Origin of the sequence: Brevibacterium spongiae, from assembly GCF_026168515.1 — a bacterium.
GTDB classification, from domain to species: Bacteria; Actinomycetota; Actinomycetes; order Actinomycetales; family Brevibacteriaceae; genus Brevibacterium; species Brevibacterium spongiae.
Map to the genome: position 1 here is coordinate 3,156,849 of NZ_CP093443.1, position 17,795 is coordinate 3,174,643.

The 17,795-nt window shown below is 65.2% G+C and carries 17 protein-coding genes; 9 read left to right on the top strand and 8 right to left on the bottom strand.

From position 1 onward, the window contains the following. Window positions 1–11 precede the first annotated feature (11 nt). Genes L1F31_RS14205 through L1F31_RS14235 form a run of 7 tightly spaced genes read left to right on the top strand, consistent with a single transcriptional unit; the run spans window position 12 to window position 6,563 of the window. Window positions 12–590 (top strand): MarR family winged helix-turn-helix transcriptional regulator, encoded by a 579-nt coding sequence (locus L1F31_RS14205; protein WP_265417923.1) that lies wholly within the window; start codon window positions 12–14, stop codon window positions 588–590. After that, window positions 587–1,918: a cytochrome P450 gene (locus L1F31_RS14210; RefSeq protein WP_265417924.1), complete on the top strand. Its 1,332-nt coding sequence runs from the start codon at window positions 587–589 to the stop codon at window positions 1,916–1,918. Before L1F31_RS14205 ends, L1F31_RS14210 begins: the two co-directional genes overlap by 4 nt. Next, window positions 1,915–2,349, top strand: a complete 435-nt coding sequence (locus tag L1F31_RS14215) for a lycopene cyclase domain-containing protein (protein ID WP_283255774.1) — start codon at window positions 1,915–1,917, stop codon at window positions 2,347–2,349. Before L1F31_RS14210 ends, L1F31_RS14215 begins: the two co-directional genes overlap by 4 nt. Then, window positions 2,346–2,669: a lycopene cyclase domain-containing protein gene (locus L1F31_RS14220; RefSeq protein WP_265417925.1), complete on the top strand. Its 324-nt coding sequence runs from the start codon at window positions 2,346–2,348 to the stop codon at window positions 2,667–2,669. Before L1F31_RS14215 ends, L1F31_RS14220 begins: the two co-directional genes overlap by 4 nt. Next, complete coding sequence (locus tag L1F31_RS14225; protein ID WP_265417926.1) at window positions 2,666–4,243, top strand: FAD-dependent oxidoreductase; 1,578 nt, start codon at window positions 2,666–2,668, stop codon at window positions 4,241–4,243. Before L1F31_RS14220 ends, L1F31_RS14225 begins: the two co-directional genes overlap by 4 nt. Next, window positions 4,240–5,700: a cryptochrome/photolyase family protein gene (locus tag L1F31_RS14230; RefSeq protein ID WP_265417927.1), complete on the top strand. Its 1,461-nt coding sequence runs from the start codon at window positions 4,240–4,242 to the stop codon at window positions 5,698–5,700. Before L1F31_RS14225 ends, L1F31_RS14230 begins: the two co-directional genes overlap by 4 nt. Then, window positions 5,697–6,563 carry a Rossmann-fold NAD(P)-binding domain-containing protein gene (locus L1F31_RS14235; RefSeq protein ID WP_265417928.1) on the top strand — a complete coding sequence of 289 codons (867 nt, stop codon included), beginning with the start codon at window positions 5,697–5,699 and terminating at the stop codon, window positions 6,561–6,563. The genes L1F31_RS14230 and L1F31_RS14235 overlap by 4 nt, the downstream gene beginning before the upstream one ends. Window positions 6,564–6,586: 23 nt before the next feature. Here L1F31_RS14235 and L1F31_RS14240 read toward each other — a convergent pair whose 3' ends face one another. Together L1F31_RS14240 and L1F31_RS14245 are read right to left on the bottom strand one after the other, a co-directional pair. Beyond that, complete coding sequence (locus tag L1F31_RS14240; protein ID WP_265417929.1) at window positions 6,587–8,137, bottom strand: SDR family oxidoreductase; 1,551 nt, start codon at window positions 8,135–8,137, stop codon at window positions 6,587–6,589. Between the two features lie 98 nt (window positions 8,138–8,235). Further along, window positions 8,236–9,276, bottom strand: coding sequence for a baeRF2 domain-containing protein (locus tag L1F31_RS14245; RefSeq protein ID WP_265417930.1), 1,041 nt, complete (start codon window positions 9,274–9,276; stop codon window positions 8,236–8,238). Window positions 9,277–9,459: 183 nt separating this feature from the next. Here L1F31_RS14245 and L1F31_RS14250 point away from each other — a divergent pair, with 183 nt between their 5' ends. Continuing rightward, window positions 9,460–10,425 (top strand): NADP-dependent oxidoreductase, encoded by a 966-nt coding sequence (locus tag L1F31_RS14250; RefSeq protein WP_265417931.1) that lies wholly within the window; start codon window positions 9,460–9,462, stop codon window positions 10,423–10,425. Between the two features lie 107 nt (window positions 10,426–10,532). Here L1F31_RS14250 and L1F31_RS14255 read toward each other — a convergent pair whose 3' ends face one another. Next, a complete protein-coding gene (locus L1F31_RS14255; RefSeq protein WP_265417932.1) occupies window positions 10,533–10,706 on the bottom strand; it encodes a hypothetical protein in 174 nt (57 codons plus the stop codon). 170 nt (window positions 10,707–10,876) lie between these two features. Between L1F31_RS14255 and L1F31_RS14260 the strand changes: the two genes are divergently transcribed. Then, window positions 10,877–11,107: a hypothetical protein gene (locus L1F31_RS14260; protein ID WP_039206972.1), complete on the top strand. Its 231-nt coding sequence runs from the start codon at window positions 10,877–10,879 to the stop codon at window positions 11,105–11,107. A gap of 94 nt (window positions 11,108–11,201) precedes the next feature. Here the strand turns inward: L1F31_RS14260 and L1F31_RS14265 are convergent, their stop codons facing one another. Genes L1F31_RS14265 through L1F31_RS14285 form a run of 5 tightly spaced genes read right to left on the bottom strand, consistent with a single transcriptional unit; the run spans window position 11,202 to window position 17,418 of the window. Beyond that, window positions 11,202–12,974, bottom strand: coding sequence for an ABC transporter ATP-binding protein (locus tag L1F31_RS14265; RefSeq protein WP_429860970.1), 1,773 nt, complete (start codon window positions 12,972–12,974; stop codon window positions 11,202–11,204). After that, window positions 12,974–13,891 (bottom strand): ABC transporter permease, encoded by a 918-nt coding sequence (locus L1F31_RS14270; RefSeq protein WP_265417934.1) that lies wholly within the window; start codon window positions 13,889–13,891, stop codon window positions 12,974–12,976. The genes L1F31_RS14265 and L1F31_RS14270 overlap by 1 nt, the downstream gene beginning before the upstream one ends. Beyond that, window positions 13,888–14,841 (bottom strand): ABC transporter permease, encoded by a 954-nt coding sequence (locus tag L1F31_RS14275; protein WP_039206970.1) that lies wholly within the window; start codon window positions 14,839–14,841, stop codon window positions 13,888–13,890. The genes L1F31_RS14270 and L1F31_RS14275 overlap by 4 nt, the downstream gene beginning before the upstream one ends. A gap of 1 nt (window position 14,842) precedes the next feature. Further along, window positions 14,843–16,390, bottom strand: coding sequence for an ABC transporter substrate-binding protein (locus tag L1F31_RS14280; protein WP_265417935.1), 1,548 nt, complete (start codon window positions 16,388–16,390; stop codon window positions 14,843–14,845). After that, on the bottom strand, window positions 16,387–17,418 hold the full coding sequence (locus tag L1F31_RS14285; RefSeq protein ID WP_265417936.1) for a TetR/AcrR family transcriptional regulator: 1,032 nt from the start codon (window positions 17,416–17,418) through the stop codon (window positions 16,387–16,389). Before L1F31_RS14285 ends, L1F31_RS14280 begins: the two co-directional genes overlap by 4 nt. Between the last annotated feature and the right edge of the window lie 377 nt (window positions 17,419–17,795).

A 17,795-nucleotide genomic window follows, 5' to 3' on the forward strand; every position in this document is an offset into this window, starting at 1 on the left:
AAGATGCCGCTATGGAGTCTTCGAGGGCCGCGGGCGTTCACGACCCGATCACAGAGAACATCTACACCGGTTCGCAGACCGGTTTTCCCGACGACCTCATCGACTGCTCCGAACTGTCCGCGCCCGACCGTAAGCAGATCGCTGAGGTCATGAACGCGCTCGCCCGACTGCGTGAGGCCGAACGCGCGCTTTCCGAAGCCTCGCGCAGATTCATGAAGCTCAGCGAGCAGGACATGCGCGCACTGCACTACCTCATCGCCGCCAAGCGTCAGAATGCCGTCGTGACCCCGAAGATGCTGTCGGTCCACATGAACATGTCGGCGGCCTCGGTGACGAAGCTCATCAACCGCCTGGAACGGGAGGGGCACGTGATCAGGAAGCTGCATCCCAGTGATCGCCGCGCATACGCGCTCGACGTCACCGCGAAGACAGCCCGCTCGGCCCGCGAGACCGTCGGACGCACCCAGGCTCGGCGAATCCACGCCGCCGCTGACCTCACCACCGGCGAACGCGATGCCGTCATCCGCTTCCTCGACGGCATGACCGAGGAACTGTCGCTGAGCAACGCCGACTGGACGAAGCAGCTGTGATCGCGACGTCCCCGATGGGCCCCCGCTCCCCGATGGGCCCCCGCTCCAAGGTGGGCCAGCGCAAGGCCCGACGCCCGGAAGAGAGGACCTCTCCTGGCCTCGAGGCGGACCGAGGGATGTGGAGGGTCCGCTCGCTCACCGCGGCCCGGCAGGTGCTGCGCGCCCGCTCCTCGACGACCCAAGCCGGCTTCACCGCGGAGCGGATCCCCCGCGGTCTCTTCCGCGCGCATCCGATCCTCATCTCCGACGGCCCGGCTCATGACCGACAGCGCCGTGAGGTCGCCCGTTTCTTCGCACCGGCGGTCATCGCCGACCGCTACGGTGAGCACATCGCTGCCTCCGCGCAGCGAATCGTCGACGAGGCGGCTGTCACGGGGCGGTGCCGACTCGACGAAGCAGCCCTGAACTTCACGGTTGAGGTGACCTCGAGGGTCGTCGGCCTCACCGAGTCCGACACCGACAGCATGGCCGCGCGTCTCACCGCGTTCTTCCGTCAGCCGCCGGTCGATCTCGCCGCCGAGGATTGGGGTCGCACGAATCGCCAATGGGCGCAGGCGGCGGTCAACGGCATCGTTCCGCTCATCACCTTCTTCGCCCACGACGTCTACCCCGCCATCCGCGCCCACCGTCGTCGGCATCGCGGCGACGTCATCTCCCACCTCCTCGATTCCGGGCACAGCACCGGTGACATCCTCGTCGAGTGCCTCACCTACGGCACCGCGGGGATGGTCACGACCCGCGAGTTCATCGCCATGGCCTGCTGGCACCTGCTCGAGAACGACCCGCTCAGACGCGACTATCTCAGCGCCGACCATCCACGGCGCCTGTCCATCCTCGAGGAGATCATCCGCCTCGAACCCGTCGTCGGCCACCTCTACCGTCGCGCCACCTCGCCGATCGACATCAGCGACGAATACGCACCGGTCACCATCCCCGCCGGCGACCTCATCGATGTCTGCGTCCGTGAGACCAACATCGACGCCGATCACTACGGAGACGACGCCGAGGCGCTCTGCCCGGTTCGGCACGCGGCCGCCCCGGCCGCGGGGCTGACCTTCAGCGACGGCGCCCACAGCTGTCCGGGACAGTCCCTGGCCCTGTACGAGACCGATGCGCTCCTGCACCGTCTCCTCTCCTGCGGTCCCCGACTGCTGACGGAACCCACCGTCGAATGGGACGATCTCATCGAGGGCTACCGGATCCGCAATCTCGATCTCGGTTTCCATGTGAGCGCCCGCCCGGCCCGCGCGGAGCATCGCACGGGCGACTCCGCAGGCACCCGCGCGACCGCGCCTGCCGGACCGTCCGTTGGGCAGGCGAGCCCATGATCGACCATTGGGACTACCTCGGCCTCATGGCCGCCTGCCTGCTCATCACGCTGCCGCTCGAACTCGTGTTCGCGGCCCGCGTCTACCGTCGCTGGCAGATTCTGCTCACCGCACTGATCCCCGTGGTCGTCGTCTTCGCCGTCTGGGACGTCTTCGCCATCGCCCGAGACCACTGGACATATAACCCCCGGTTCGTCACCGGTATCGACCTCGGGGTCCTGCCGCTCGAGGAACTCGTGTTCTTCCTCGTCATCCCGGTCTGTGCGCTGCTGAGCTACGAGGCGGTCGGCACCGTGATCGGCTGGGTCCGGCGACTCGCCGGCGGCGGGACGAAGACCGAACCCCGAACCGAAGTCGCTGTCCCGACGAAGACCGAGCAGCGCTCAACCGAGTCTGATCACCGCCCACCGAATGACGGGGAGGCGCCATGATCCCGGAGTACACCGTGATGACCGCCCTCGGCATGATCGTGGTCGTCGGACTCGAGCTCCTCGTCTTCCGCAGCGGCATCTTCCGCCGCGCGAAGTACTGGGCGGCCTTGGCCATCTGCCTGGGGTTCCAATGCCTCGTCGACGGCTGGCTGACGAAACTGTCCGACCCGATCGTCATCTACAACCCGGACATGTTCCTCGGCATCCGCTTCCCCTTCGACATCCCCATCGAGGACTTCGGGTTCGGCTTCGCCATGATCACCGCGGTGCTCATGCTCTGGCAGTGGAACCTCAACCGAATCCCCGAGGAGGCGGAATGACCCCGCACGATCCGCATGCTCGACAGCTGCCCGCCATCCCCGGACGACACAGCCTGCTGCGCCCGAAGACCGTGACGGTCATCGGCGCCGGAATTGCGGGCCTATCGGCCGCGACGGTTCTGGCCGAACGCGGAGTCGAGGTGACAATCATCGAATCCGGGCCCCGCCTCGGCGGACGTGTCAGTGCCTGGCCGGTGGCAGAGGACAGGACGATGAGCCGGGGATTCCACGCGTTCTTCCGGCAGTACTACAACCTGCGCGACCTGCTCAGCCGCGCTGACCCTGACCTCGATCGTCTCCGACCGATCCCGGACTATCCCCTCATTCGCCGAGGCGGCCCCACCGATTCGTTCGCTTCGATCCCGCGGACTCCACCGCTGAATCTCCTCGGCTTCGTGCTCGCCAGCCCCACTTTCCCGCTGCGGGGCCTGGCGCATGTCGACCTCGGCACAGCTCTGGAACTCATCGACGTCGACTTCCCGGACTCCTTCTGTCGATATGACGGGGAATCGGCGGACGCGTTCCTCGACCGGCTCCGCTTCCCGGAGCAAGCGCGCCACCTCGCCCTCGAGGTCTTTGCGCGGTCCTTCTTCGCACACCCGAGTGACTTCTCCGCCGGTGAGCTCGTTGCCATGTTCCACACCTACTTCGCAGGTTCGGCCGAAGGGCTGCTCTTCGACGTCCCCGACGATGACTACGACACTGCCCTGTGGGCACCGCTCGGAGGATACCTGGACGGACTCGGGGTGCGCATCGAGACGTCGACTGAGGCTCGCGCGATCGGCCGCTCACCCCACAGCTGGAGCGTCGAGACGACTGCGGGGGTCATCGACTCCGATGCGCTTGTCCTCGCCGCCGACCCCGCGAGCACTCGGCGTCTGATCTCCACGATCGAGGCGCACGACGACTCTGCAGTGGCCCTCCTGGCCGGTCGGGAAGGTTCGGCCGGGCGGCAGGAACTGCATGACTGGTTCACCCGTGTCGCCACGCAGCGCAACGCTCCGCCGTTTGCGGTGCTCCGGCTCTGGTTCGCGGAGGCGGTCGCGCCGGACCGGCCCGCGTTCCTGGGCACGAGCGGCTTCGCTCTGCTCGACAACATCTCCGTGCTCGAACGCTTCGAGGCAGGTGCCTGCCGGTGGGCCGAAGAGCACTCGGGATCCGTCGTCGAGCTCCACGCCTATGCCTTGGCCGACCACCTCGCCGAGAACGACTTGGAGGAGAGACTCCTGGCAGATCTGCACGAGGTATATCCGGAGACCAGACGCATCGAAATCCTCCACCGCGAACTCCTCATCGAATCCGATTGCGGGCTCAGCGACACCCGAGCCTGGGTCGACCGGCCGGGCGTCTCCACTCCGCTGCCCGGCCTGGTCCTGGCCGGTGACCACATTCGTTGCGAGCTGCCGGTGGCACTGATGGAACGTGCGGCGACCACCGGGTATCTCGCCGCCAACGAGCTGTTGGGCACATGGCGGGTCGCAGGCACCCCGATCTGGTCTCCGCCGCCGCAGGGGCTGTTGCGGCGCGGTCTGCTCGGGCGGCTGCGAAGAGCGAAGAAGGAAATCAACAGATGAGCAACGCGCATCTCACCCTCGTCTGGTTCCGCGACGACCTGCGCGTCGACGACCACGAGGCCCTGACCGCGGCCCGCGCCGACGGTCAGGTGATCGGCCTCTGGATCAGGGAGTCCCGCAACGACGACGGCCCGGGTCCACGCCCGTTGGGTGGGGCGGCCCGCTGGTGGGCGCACGAGTCGCTGCGCGTCCTGGAGACCGAACTCGCACAGCTCGGTATCCCGCTGCTCTTCGCAGCAGGCTCCGCCGCCGACATCGTCCCGCAGGCGGCTGCGGACCTGGAGGTCGATGCCGTCCGCTGGTCGCGCCGCTATGCACCGGCCTCACGTGACCTCGACGCGCAGATCAAGACGGACCTGGCTGATGCCGGGCGTGATGTGCACTCCCATACCGGCGCGCTGCTCGTCGAACCCTGGACCATCAGCCCGCAGGGCGGAGACTTCTACAAGGTGTTCACGCCTTACTTCAACGCCGTGCGCGATCGCAGCGTCGGCGACGTCCTCCCGGCCCCGCGCAGACAGACCTCTCTGTCGAAGGCGGACCGCCAGACCCTCGACGGGCACTCGTGGGTGTGCGACCTCGACGGCCTCGGCCTTCTCGACGGAACAGACACAGGCTCGGGCGAATTCGCCTCGGCGAAGACCCCGCAGTGGTGGCAGACGACCGTGGCCGAGCACTGGAGCCCCGGGTGTCGAGAGGCGGCCCGAGCGCTGGCGGACGTGAGCGACGGGATCGACGGCTACGCCGATTCGCACGATGTCCCAGCCGACCCCGACAGCACGACCGGCCTGTCTCCGCGACTGCGCTTCGGCGAACTCTCCCCACGGCAGCTGTTGGCCGCGGCCCTGGACCTGCGGGAAGTCAGCGATGATGACCGACAGGCATGGATCCGGCAGCTCTACTGGCGGGAGTTCTCCTGGCACCTGACCTATCACCTGCCGGCCATCGAGTCCGAGCCGATGCGACCGGAATTCGCATCCTTCCCCTATGAGAACGACCCCGAGGCGCTTGAGCATTGGCGCAGCGGTACGACCGGGATTGCCCTCGTCGACGCCGGCATGGCGCAGCTGTGGCAGACCGGGTGGATGCACAATCGAGTGCGGATGGCCACGGCGAGCTTCCTAACAAAGAATCTGCTCATCCACTGGTGGCACGGCGAACAGTGGTTCTGGGACACGCTCGTCGACGCCGATGAGGCCAACAATCCCGTCTCGTGGCAATGGGTCGCCGGGTGCGGAGCCGATGCGGCCCCGTACTTTCGGATCTTCAATCCCGAACGCCAACGTGAGCGTTTCGATCCGAACAGCGAGTACGTGAGCAGGTGGTTGGGCCGCGGTCCGGGCGGTCTCACCCGAACGGAACGTTCACACGGCGATCGCGAGCCGATCGTCGATCTCAAGGCATCGCGCCAGGCGGCGCTGGCAGCCTATGACCGGATGAAGAGCGAGGCGAATTGAGCACGACGAACGGACGCAGAATTCTCCTGGCCGGGTGCGGAGACTTAGGCACGCGGTTGGGATTGCGGCTGGTCGACCAGGGGCACAAGGTGATCGGACTGCGCCGGCGCGTCGCCGAACTGCCCGATGCCTTCGAGACGATCAGCCTGGACCTCTCCCTCCTCGGATCGCCAGAGCGCGGCGGGGCCGACGCCCCGGTCCGCAGCGATCTACGACTGGACGCACTCGACGCGGTCGTCATCACCCTCACTCCGGACGAACCGACTCGGGCCGGATACGAACGGTCCTACCTCCACGGGCTGAGAGGCCTCGCGCGCGTGCTCGAGTCACAGCCGGGCCGAGTCGTCCTCGTCTCCTCCACGCGTGTCCTCGCTGACGACCCGACACGTGTGACCACCGAAGACACTCCGAGCGCCCCGGAGTCCGGGCCGGGTGAGGTGCTCACGGCAGCCGAATCCGAAGCGGGCGAACTCTTCGACCACGTCACGATCGTGCGCCCGGCGGGTATCTACGGACCTGGCCGCACCCGTCTCATCGACTCCGTGCGTCGCGGGCAGCAGTTCAATCATCAGCGGTGGACGAACCGCATCCACCGGGACGATCTGGTTCACGGTCTGGAGCACTTGGCCCTTGACCCGGAACCGCCGAACCTGGTCCATGCCGTCGATTCCCAACCTGCCCAGATGGGCGAGGTCGCCGCCTTCATCGCCGACCGCCTCGGCGTGCCCGTCCCCGACCATATCGAGGACGAGAAGCCGGGCGGCAAACGGATCGACGGAACTCGCTTCCGCGCACTTGTGGGCGAACTCGGCTACCCCACCTACCGGGACGGCTTCTCTTCGATGCTGACGGCAACTGCCTGATCACGAACGAGATCGGGGAACGGTCACGCTCGCACCCGACGGCGCGCCTCGGCGGCGATGTTCTTCGCCATTGCAGGGAAGATGAATCGGTGGAACGGGGCGACGAGGGCCCAGTAGAGGCGGCCGCGCACACCGGTGGGAATGAAGGTCGCTGTCTGGTGGTACTCGCAGCCGTCGGCTGAGTCGGTCAGCGTGAATTCGAGCCACGCATGACCGGAGACCTTCATCTCGGCGCGCAGCAGCAGACGCGAGTTCCGCTCCAGCTGTTCGACCCTCCACCAATCGACGGGATCGCCGATGCGCAGGGAATCGGGCAGCCGTCGACCTCGGTTGAGGCCGGCGCCGCCGACGGCTTTGTCCCAGATTCCGCGGACTTTCCAGGCAAGGGGCCAGGAGTACCAGCCTTGAGCCCCGCCGATGCCCTCGATCACGGGCCACACATCGGCGGCCGAGAGGCCGGTAATCGTTGCCGCGCGTTCGTCGGTGCAGATGCGCCGTCCCGCCCACTGCGGGTCATTCGGCAGCGGGCTGGCCGCCTCGTCGAGCTCTCCGGCATCGGCGTCCCAGTTCGTGTCCACGGCGCCCTCGACTTCGCGACGCAGCGCGAGTCGGACGGCATCGTCGAACCTGATCAGCCCGGATTCTGGCGGTGGGATGACCTCGTCGATCGCATGTGATGTGGCCACCGCGTCTTCTTGAAGGGACTGGACGAGAGGGAGGGTGAGGCGGAACGGCAGCGGTGTCACCAGTCCGACCCAGATACCCGACAGGGTTGGGGCGGGCAGCGGCAGCGCGAGGACATGTCGAGGCTTGAGGCCCGCGACGGCGGCGAAGGTGCGCATCACGTCGGCGTATGTGAGGATCTGGCGCGAACCGATGTCGAAGGACTCATTGACCCGTCCGTCGACGTCAGCGGCGGAGAGAAGATAGTAGAGAGCGTCACGGACCGACAGCGGTTCGACGCGGTTGGCCACCCAGTCCGGTGCCGGCATCCACCTCAGCGTCAGGGCGAGATGGCGGATCATCTCGAACGAGGCGGAGCCGGAGCCGATGATGATGCCGGCGTTGAAGACGATCGCGTCGACCTCGGAGTCAAGCAGAATCCGTCCGACGGTCGCCCGCGAGCGCATGTGTTTGGACAGTTCGCGACCCTCCGGATGGAGTCCTCCGAGGTAGACGACACGGCCCACACCGGACGCGGCGACTTCGTCGGCGAAACGTGTGGCCGCCGCGGACTCGGCGGCTTCGAAGTCCCCGCCAGAGCCCATGGAATGCACAAGATAGTAGGCCGTGTCGATGCCGGTGAGGCTGTCCGACAGTCCACGACCGGAGTCGAGGTCGACGGTTCTCACGTCGACGTCAGCTGCCCATGGAACCTGTTCGAGCTTCTCCGGTCGCCGCACCCCGACCCGGACCTCGTGACCGGCCTGAAGCAGGCGAGGCACGAGGCGACCGCCGATGTACCCGGTCGCCCCAAGCACGAGGACACGACGAGGGCTGCGGGTCTGTCGGATGACTTCGTCACCGAGTGATTCCGAGTGGTGCGGTGTCGAGCGTTTCGTCGGGCGATGCATCCGAGGGTCCTTCCGGCCTGCCGGGATCGGCTGTCATGGACCAACCCTACACATTTTATTAACCCATTGGATACTATCTACCAGCAGAAATCTGATCCTCAGTCCGCCAACGCAGCTCCCACGTCGTATCGAAGGATCGCGGCGATGTTTTCGGACATCGGATCATGACTGAGCCCGATCTCTGCTGAGGACAGAACAGCCTGGGCGATGATGCCTGCCTCTCCCTCTGCCGCCTCGGCGTCGTCGAGCAGCAGGGTCGCCACCGCACCACGTTCGACTGCTTTCGCGACTTCGGTGCGACCTTCGACCGCGCGGTCGTGGGCTTTGCTCTCGGCCAGCCGTTCGGAGTTATCGGCCTCGCGCTCGCCGGCGAGTTTAGTCACGAGTGTGCGCACCGCCACATCGATCGCCTCTTCGGCAGCGTCATCGTCGTTGCCGCCTTCTGATATTTCGTGCAGCAACTCTTCGGCCCTCACCGACAGTTCGGCCTTGACGACAGTTCTGCCCTGCACTTCTCCTGCCAGGACGACGGCGCCCGGAGCATGATCGGTGATCAGTCGGTCGATGAAGTCGGCGACAGCGCGAGCGTTGTCTTTGATGATCTCGTCGACGCGGCGCCGGATCTGGTTGTGTGAGTAAGCTCCTCGCCGCGGCTTGTTGATGTCTTCGTCGTTGTCGCCGGTCACGTGGACCGATTCGTTCTCGGTGCGCTCACGATCCGGGGTCACGCTCAGTTCACGCACGGCCGCTCCATCCTGTCCGGCGATGACGAGAACGACGTCGAACTGCCTGGACTCCTGGCGGAGGTAGGCGCCGAGTTCGGGCACGTCTCCGTAGTGGGCCGCGTCGCCATCTCCCAACGCCGCATCCCAATGTTCGTCCAGCAGAACTCCTTGGGAGTTCGCAACGATGGTCCGACCGTCCGTGTGCACCTCGGTGGGTTCGTCGACGAGGATGATCGCGTCAATGGGCTCGAGGAGCGACTCCTCTGCCCCGCTTTCGGACAGCTGGTCGCGCAGCTCTGACCAGCGCAGACGCAGCTGCGTCTCGGCATCGGCTGACGGAGTACGACCCTCAAGGTAGACGGTGGCATATGGCCCGCCGCTCTCGACGACCCTGCGCAAGTGATTATGGTTCATCCCCTGTTCCTCCTCAGCGTCTGTGGCTGTCTGACTCGCCCCCGCGGGGCTCGCCGCGCTGCGCGCGGTGTTCTCAGCGTGGCATTGTGGGGAGACCGCTGTAAACAGTCTTGACAAACCAGGGTCGGGCGGTTATAGGAAAAGTCTGGCCAGCTTCGGCTTCTGAAGTGACACAATGGGAACATGAACACCGATATAAACACCGAAACGATGATGCGCGCCGTCAGTCAGCAGACTTTTGGAAGCGCCGACGTCCTCGAAATCACCGAGATCCCACGACCGAAGCCCCGCACCAACGAAATCCTTGTGAAAGTCCACGCTGCGGGTCTCAACCCGACCGATTGGAAGCACCGTTCCGGCCACGGCTTCGTCGACGATCTGCCATTGGTGCTCGGCTGGGACGTCTCCGGAGTGGTCGAAGCCGTCGGCATCGGCGTCGCGACGTTCGCGCCCGGAGACGAGGTGTTCGGCATGCTGACGTATCCGTTTGGGCTCGGCTCACACGCCGAATACGTCGCCGCCCCGGCCAGATTCTTCGCGTCGAAACCCCGATCGGTCGACCATGTGCAGGCGGGAGCACTCCCCCTCGCCTCTCTGACCGCTTGGCAGGCGCTCGTCGACAACGCCGGCTTACAGCCCGGACAGCGTGTGCTGATTCACGCGGCCGCAGGCGGCGTCGGGCACATCGCTGTGCAGATCGCGAAATCGCTGGGCGCATACGTGATCGGAACCGCGAGCGCGGAGAAACACGGCTTCTTGCGCGAACTCGGCGCCGATGAGGTCATCGACTACCGTACGGACGACTTCGCCGATCGAGTGCGAGACGTGGACGCGGTGCTCGACACGATCGGCGGTGACACAGCGATGCGCTCCCTGCACACTCTTCGCAAAGGCGGGTGTCTCGTGTCGCTCATCCCCGTCGGCTCCGCTGATCTCTTTCGCGAAGCAGATCAGCTCGGAGTGCGAGCTCTTCGAATGCTCGTGGACTCCTCGCGCAGCACGCTGGAAATCGTCTCCGGGCTCGTCGACGACGGTGCACTGCGTGCCACCATCGCCGGGACTTTCCCACTCTCGAAGGCAGCAGAAGCCCATCGAGAGGGCGAGACCAATCGCACCACCGGCAAACTCGTACTCACTATGGACGAGTAGGCCAAGCGCAATCTGGTCAGTTCCTCAGTCGAAGCGGCACCATGCTCACTGCCGCGACGCAGGGCCCGGCACCTGTGCATCGGTGCCGGGCCCTGCGATCACGGAAGTCAGTAGTGTGCTGGCGGATCGCTCGCGGGGAAGGACTCTTCCTCCCACTCATCGACCAATTCGTCCTCTTTCTCCTTCGACGCGGAATCCGTGCCGGGCATTTCCGCAACGTCATCCCTGGCTCCCTCGGGGGCCGCTTTCGGATCCTTCTCGTCTTCGCTGAAATCGCTCATCACGATCGTCCCTTCTCTATCGAGTGTACGAACCTATGCTGACACTCTTTGATCCAACTGGGTAGGGGGGGTGCGGGCATATTGGCATGAGGCATTACGGGGGTGCCGCTCGGCAGAGGCCCCACGTAGACTGATCACCTATCCGCGCTCTCCAGCGAAAGGTGACCAGAATGTCAACCGACGACAACAGCACCGAAGGCAACACATCAGACAGCATGCGCAAGGCTGCGGAGAACCTCGATCACGAGGCCGGAGGTGCACCGTCATCCGAGTACCTCGATAAGGTCGATCCCGACGACTTCGGCCGCAACGATGAAACCGGCGAGGATGAGGACCGCGACGAGGATGCCGCCTCCGACGATAACGCATCGGCGAACGGTTCTACCTCGACTGATCGCTGACGACCTTCAGAGCATCGTCGGCTCACAACACAGTTTGGGGCGGATAGCACCTGTTTGAACAGGTGCTATCCGCCCCAAACTGTGCCACAAGCCCTCAGAACTTCGGCACGTCGGCGATCAGCGCCCGCGTGTACTCGTGCGACGGATCCTCGAGCACCGAGGCAGTCGGCCCGTAGTCGACGATCTTGCCCTTGTTGAGCACGGCAAGATTGTCCGCGATGTGCCGGGAGAGTGCGATGTTGTGCGTAACGAAGAGCATCGCCAGCTGCCGCTCCTCCCGCAGGCTCCGCAGCAGGGCGACGATCGATGCCTGCACGCTGACGTCGAGCGCAGAGGTGATCTCATCACAGACCATCACCGACGGTGCGTTGACCAGGGCGCGGGCGATCGCCGCCCTCTGCCGCTCACCACCGGAGAGGTCACCGGGGCGCCGGTGGTAGAACGTCCGTCCCAGACGCACCGAATCCAGCGCCTCCTCGACAGCGGCCTTCCGGCTCGCGGCCGTTCCCTGACCGCTCATCTCCAATGGCACCGTCAGCGACTGACCGATGGATCGTCGCGGATTGAGTGAGGAGAACGGCGACTGGAACACGTACTGGATGCCCACGCGCTGCTCGTTCGTGCGTTTGCGCGTCGACCGAGCCAGCTCCGTTCCGCGCAGCTTCACCGATCCTTGGTAGTCGTCGTTGAGCCCGGCCACACACTGCGACAGCGTCGTCTTACCCGATCCGGATTCGCCGAGCAGCATCGTGCACTCCCCTGGCTCCAGGACCAGGTTGATCCCGTCGAGGATCTGCGCCTTCCCGTAGGCGAGCGCTACGTCCTTGACCTCGAGCAGAGGTGCAGTCGCGGCCCCGCCGTCCCCGTCATTCGCCGAGGCGGCCACCCCGTCAGCAACGGACCGATCCGATTCCGAATCGCCGGACTTCTCCCCCGCCGACACGAGGATATGTGTCTTCTCATCAGCCTCGGCGACGGCTTTCGCTTCCGCGGCCCCGTCACCGATCGTCTTCCGCCCGGCCAAGTCCGGCACCGCTGCCATGAGCATCTTCGTGTACTCATGTTGCGGACGTTCGAGCACTGCCGACACCGGTCCCTCTTCGACGAGGTCGCCGCGCAGCATCACGGCCACCCGGTCGGAGATGTCCTTGATCACCGCGAGGTCGTGGGTGATGTAGAGACCGGCGACGTTGTTCGCCACCGTCATCTGCCGGATCGTGTCGAGCACGACCGACTGCGTGGACACGTCCAGACCCGTCGTCGGTTCATCGAGAATGAGCACGTCAGGATACATGGCGAAGGCCATGGCGATGCCGATGCGCTGCTGCTGACCGCCGGAGAGCTGATGGGGCCAGCGTTTCTGATAGGCGCGATCCCCGGGCAAGCCGACGTCAACGAGCACCTCTGCAACGCGATCAGCTCGCTCACGATCCGAGGCTCCGAAGTCGTGGATGTCGAGGACCTCCCGGATCTGCTCGCCCACGCGCATGGCCGGGTTGAGCGAAAGTGCTGGATCCTGGGGGATGTACGCGATTCGGGATCCGCGCAGATCCCGCAGAGCCACCTCGTCGAGTTCGCCGACCTCAAGGTGAGTGGCGTCACCGCGCGGCCAGATGCTCACGGACCCCGACCCGAACTTCAGCCCCTCCCGGAAGTGCCCCATGCAGGCCAGACCGGCCGTGGTCTTACCGGAACCGGACTCGCCCACGAGCCCGAGGATCTCTCCTCGGGACAGGGCGAAGTCGACACCGTGGAGGATCTCATCCCCGGCGTTCGTCAGCACGCGCAGGTCGCTGACGCGCAGGACGATCTTCTCGTTCGGTTCGTTCGCATCATCGTGGCGAACGGTCTCTGTCTTCGGGCTCATCATGCCTCCACGGATGTTGATGCGGTGGCTCGGGCGAAGGAGTCCGCGAGCAGGTTGGTGCCGATGGTCAACAGCGCGATCGCAACGACCGGCAGCAGCACACCCCAGGGCTGGATGGACAGGGCGATGCGGTTCTCGTTGATCATCAGGCCCCAGTCGGCCGCGGGCGGCTGCAGACCGAGTCCGAGGAACGACAGCGACGCGATGTAGCCGATCGAGTAGGTCAGACGCAGTCCCGCCTCCACGCTCAGCGGGCCGGTGATGTTGGGCAGCAGCTCACGGACGAGGACCTTCCACCTGGGCATCGCGTACATCTCCGCGGCCTTGATGTAGTCCTCGGTGATGACGCCCAGGGTCGCTGACCGCGCGACGCGGGCGATGCGCGGGGCGTGGGTGAGGCCGATGACGGTCACGAGCACCCACCCCTGCGGTCCGAGCACTGTGATCGCCAGGAGGGCGAACACGAGCTGCGGGATAGCGAGGATGACGTCGTTGAGCCGCATGATCACGGCGTCGAAGGTTCCTCCGACATAGGCGGCGAGCATGCCGATGATCGCACCGACGACCATGCCGAGCGCCGTGGCGAGCACACCGTAGACGATGAGTGTCACACCGCCGGCGAGGAACCGGGAGAACACATCGCGGCCGAGGTTGTCCGATCCGAACAGACCATAGGGACTGAACGGCTTCGTGACGAACTCGGTGGCGGTGTTGCCGGTCGCCCAGGGCAGCAGCAGCGGACCGCACAGAGCGAGCGCGACGACGACCACGGTGATGATCAGGCCGATCTTGCCCTGTTTCTGGGCGAGCACCCGCTTGTAGAAGGGAACATAGGTGGTGGCGGATTCCTTGGGCACTTCAGCGGCATCGGTGGCCGCGGACTTGAGGTCATCAAGGCTGTTGGCGTCGGTGCTCATGCTGCGCTCCTGAGTTTCGGGTTGGTGAGGATGCCGACGACATCGGCCGCCAGGTTCACCACGACGTAGACGGCGGCGACGAGCATGGAGATCGCCTGGACGACCTGCACGTCACGGTAGGTCACCGCATCGATGAGGGCTTGGCCGAGTCCCGGGTAGCGGAAGAGGAACTCGACGACGACCACGCCGCCGGCCAGCCAGGCCAGCTGGATCGCGACGACCTGAGCGACCGGTCCGAGTGCGTGGGGCACGGCATGGCGCATGATCACGCGCTTCTCCGGGACACCCTTGAGCCGCGCCATTTCGACGAAACCGGAGTCGAGGACTTCGATCATCGTCGCCCGCATCATTCGCACAATATAGGGCGTGACGACGAGGATGAGAGTCAAGGTGGGCAGGATCAGCTGTTCCGGCCGGTTCCACACGGGCTCTCCCGGCGGGGCCAGGGTCACGGCCGGCAGGATCTGGAACACCGAGGTGGCGAAGATGGCGATGAGGCCGATGCCGATGACGAATTCGGGCATGGCCGCGAGCACGAGGCTGATTCCGGTCATCCCCTGGTCGCGACGCTTCCCGCGGTGCAGGGCCTGGTAGACGCCGAGGCCGATGCCCAAGGGCACGGAGATGATCGCAGCCAGTCCCATGAGGATGAAGGAAGCCCCGATCCGATCGCCGAGGAGTGCGCCGACCGATCCTCCCGTCGCCGAGGAGGTTCCGAAGTCTCCGACGAAGAGTCCTCCCAGCCAGGTGAAGTACCGCTGCCAGGCGGGTTGGTCGAGTCCCAGCTGTTCGTTCAGGGCCGCGATGCGCTCCGGGGTGGCCTGCTGGCCGAGGATCGCCCGGGCGGCATCGCCGGGCAGCAGCAGGGTGGCGCCGAAGACGAGCAGCGAGACTGCGATGAGGATGAACGCGGAGAAGAGCAGCCGCTTACCGATGACTTTTCCGAACATGTCAGACCTCTCCGATCCATACGCGGTCGAATCTCCAACCGCTCAGCGGACGTCCTGTCGAGTTGGGGACGAGCCCTCCGACGTACTTCTGGAAGGCGTCGACCTGGTTGGCGAAGCCCCATACGATGTATCCGCCCTCGTCGTAGAGCATCTTCTGCAGCTCGTGCTCGAGGTCCCGGCGCTTCTCGGGCTCCGGAATCGCGCGGGCCTTGTCGAAGACCTTGTTGAACTGCGGGTCGTCCCAGTGGGTTTCGTTGAACGGCGATTCGTCCAGGGCGCAGGAGATGACCTGCGGCATGAAGTCGCGGGTGTACCAGAAGTCCTGGGCGAAATCCCATTTGAGGTAGCCGTCGCCGAAGAACGTGGTGGCGTCGACCTTGCGGATCTTGACCCGGATTCCGGCGTCGGCGGCCTGTTGAGCGAAGACCTGGGCGGCTTCGACGGCTCCGGATTGGATGGGGGCGGTGACGAGTTCGACGTCGAGTCCGTCGGGGTAGCCCGCCTCGGCGAGGAGCTTCTTGGCTTTGTCCAGGTCCAGTTTGCGCTGCGGGAACTTCGGGTAGTTCTCGCTCAGCGGCCCGAACATGTCGTTGCCCACGGTGCCATAGCCCGAGAGCACCTGTTCGATCATCTGTTCGCGGTCGACGACGAGGCGGAAGGCCTGCCGGACCTTGACGTCGTCGAAGGGCTTCTTGTCCACCCGCATGGTGAAGGGCAGCCACATGCCGGTCTTCGAGTTGAGGATGGACATGCGCTCATCGGCGTCGATGACTTCGACGAGCGCGAGCGGGATGCCGGCGATCGCATCGACCTGGGTGGACAGGAGGGCGTTGATGAGAGCGTCGTCGTCGTTGAAGTTGAGGATCTCAACCTCGTCGAGGTACATCTTGTCGAAGTCGAAGTAGTGCTCGTTGGGCACGAGCACCGTCGACTGAGCGGCGGTGAAGGATTTGAGTTTGAATGGTCCCGAGCACACCGGGTTCTCCGGATCGTAGCCGACGGGGACGATGGCGGCGGTGTATTCGGCGACGGCGTCCTTGAACAGGCCGTTGGGTTCGTTGAGGCGGAATTCGACGGTGCGATCGTCCTTGGCGACGACTTTCTCCAGCATGGAGAAGTTCGCTGCCGCGGTCTTCGGGTCGTCGGGGTCGTTGATCCGCTCGAAGGTGAAGACGACGTCTTCGGAGGTGATCGGTTTGCCGTCGGAGAATTTGAGGCCCTCTTTCAGTGTGCACGTCCACACGGTGGAGTCGGAGTTGGCTTTGATCGATTCGGCCAGCAGCGGTACGACCTGGGAGTCGTCGTCCCAGCCGTAGAGGGCGTTGTAGAGGTTGACGGCACGGCAGACATCGCCGTTGTTGACGGGGATGTGGGCGTCGATGGTGTCCGCGGAGTTGCCTCCGGTGACGCCGACGCGCAGGGTTCCGCCCTTGACGGGGTCTCCGGCGTCGGCGGCGCCGACTTCCCCGCCGCCGCAGGCGCTCAAGCCCGCGACGCCGGCGACGGCAAGGCCTGCCCCCAGCGCTTGTCTTCGGTTCGGTGTGTTCATGTGCCTTCTTCCTGGGACGTCGGTTCGGGCCGGCTGCCTGAGGCGACCCGGTCTGACTTCGGGATTGGACTGCCAAAGGAGTGCGTATCGTCGCTGAGGACGTGGGCGGCGAGGTAGTTCTCGAGCATGGTCAGCGCTTCGTCATCGGTGATGGGCATGTGTTCGGTGGTGCGGGCCACGCCGAGGCCGTCGATGAAGATCGACAGGGATTTGACCATGAGTGCGGTATCGCCGGAGCGGATCCTGCCGGATCGTTGGCCGCCGTCGATGACGGTGGTGATCATGTCCATCCATTCGCCGTAGACGGCGGTGAGGTTCGCGCGGGCGCTTTCGTCGGTGGCCGCACGGGCCCAGCACTGGAGCCAGATCGACCACACGCGCCGGATCTTCGGGTCGACTCCGGCATGGATGCGTGCGAAGTGGCGGAGCACGCCGATGGGGTCGGAGGAGTCGTTGAGGTGGCGGGTCTCGGCGATGACATCGAGGGAGTGCCGTAGGGCCGACTGCAGCAGCTGGTCTTTCGTCCGGAAGTGGTAGTTCACCGCCGAGGCGCTCACCCCGGCCGCGTCCGCGACATCCTCGGTGCGGACCTTGTCGATGCCGAGATCGGCGTAGAGCCGCCAGGCGGCCGCGATGATCTTCAGACGGTTGCGGGTACCCTTCGACATCCACTCGGGCACCGGTGTCCGCGGCGGCGTCTCGGCCGCCGGCATCGGACCGGCGGTGTGATCCTCACCCGGATCAGCGGGCACGACCGGAAGGTCAGCGACGATGCTTCGCCGAGGCGGCCGTGTTGTTCTCCCAGTCGTGAGCCAGTCCGTGGTGACCTCGGTGAGTTCGGCGATGAGCGAGATCTCCTCGACCCTGAACTTCCGAGTCCCGGCTAGAGATTTCGAGAGTTTGCTGGCGTCGAGCCCGATGTGCCGGGCGACTTCGCTGTGGTTGATTCCAGCGCCTTTGATGGCGGTGCGGACACGGCTGACCAGCGTCGTCTCTGTGCTGTCAGCACCGTTGCCTGTCGTAACCACCACTCAAGTCTGCACAGAAGTTGCGATTTTGGCAAGACTTACTGGGGTTTTAGGTAGTAGATCGTGATGCTCGGGCGAGTCAACGATCAGCACTTCGCAGTCAGGTTGCCACCCTAACGCAAGGCCAGGATCTCGCGAACGCGCCATGGTGAACAGTCGTGGCGGAAACCGGATGCTTTCAGACGACGCGCATCGACTGTAAACAGCTCCTCCACCAAAGTTGAAGGCTTTGAAGGCTGTCGTGGACCGAACGAACGGCTGGCCGATTCGGTGGGTTGCCTGCCCCACTTGGGCAGGTCAACGACGAAACTCAGGTCGCCGCAAATGCTCGCGGGGCTGACTTCGCCTCAGTCGATCATGGTGAATTGAATTTCTGA

What these genes read in the sequence shown, in the direction of transcription:
- L1F31_RS14230 (WP_265417927.1), top strand. Translation starts at nt 4,240, where the DNA reads ATGAGCAACGCGCATCTCACCCTCGTCTGGTTCCGCGACGACCTGCGC.
- L1F31_RS14250 (WP_265417931.1), top strand. Translation starts at nt 9,460, where the DNA reads ATGAACACCGATATAAACACCGAAACGATGATGCGCGCCGTCAGTCAG.
- L1F31_RS14280 (WP_265417935.1), bottom strand. Translation starts at nt 16,390, where the DNA reads ATGAACACACCGAACCGAAGACAAGCGCTGGGGGCAGGCCTTGCCGTC.
- L1F31_RS14255 (WP_265417932.1), bottom strand. Translation starts at nt 10,706, where the DNA reads ATGAGCGATTTCAGCGAAGACGAGAAGGATCCGAAAGCGGCCCCCGAG.
- L1F31_RS14270 (WP_265417934.1), bottom strand. Translation starts at nt 13,891, where the DNA reads ATGAGCACCGACGCCAACAGCCTTGATGACCTCAAGTCCGCGGCCACC.
- L1F31_RS14205 (WP_265417923.1), top strand. Translation starts at nt 12, where the DNA reads ATGGAGTCTTCGAGGGCCGCGGGCGTTCACGACCCGATCACAGAGAAC.
- L1F31_RS14220 (WP_265417925.1), top strand. Translation starts at nt 2,346, where the DNA reads ATGATCCCGGAGTACACCGTGATGACCGCCCTCGGCATGATCGTGGTC.
- L1F31_RS14215 (WP_283255774.1), top strand. Translation starts at nt 1,915, where the DNA reads ATGATCGACCATTGGGACTACCTCGGCCTCATGGCCGCCTGCCTGCTC.
- L1F31_RS14245 (WP_265417930.1), bottom strand. Translation starts at nt 9,276, where the DNA reads ATGAACCATAATCACTTGCGCAGGGTCGTCGAGAGCGGCGGGCCATAT.
- L1F31_RS14225 (WP_265417926.1), top strand. Translation starts at nt 2,666, where the DNA reads ATGACCCCGCACGATCCGCATGCTCGACAGCTGCCCGCCATCCCCGGA.
- L1F31_RS14260 (WP_039206972.1), top strand. Translation starts at nt 10,877, where the DNA reads ATGTCAACCGACGACAACAGCACCGAAGGCAACACATCAGACAGCATG.
- L1F31_RS14265 (WP_429860970.1), bottom strand. Translation starts at nt 12,974, where the DNA reads ATGAGCCCGAAGACAGAGACCGTTCGCCACGATGATGCGAACGAACCG.
- L1F31_RS14240 (WP_265417929.1), bottom strand. Translation starts at nt 8,137, where the DNA reads ATGCATCGCCCGACGAAACGCTCGACACCGCACCACTCGGAATCACTC.
- L1F31_RS14275 (WP_039206970.1), bottom strand. Translation starts at nt 14,841, where the DNA reads ATGTTCGGAAAAGTCATCGGTAAGCGGCTGCTCTTCTCCGCGTTCATC.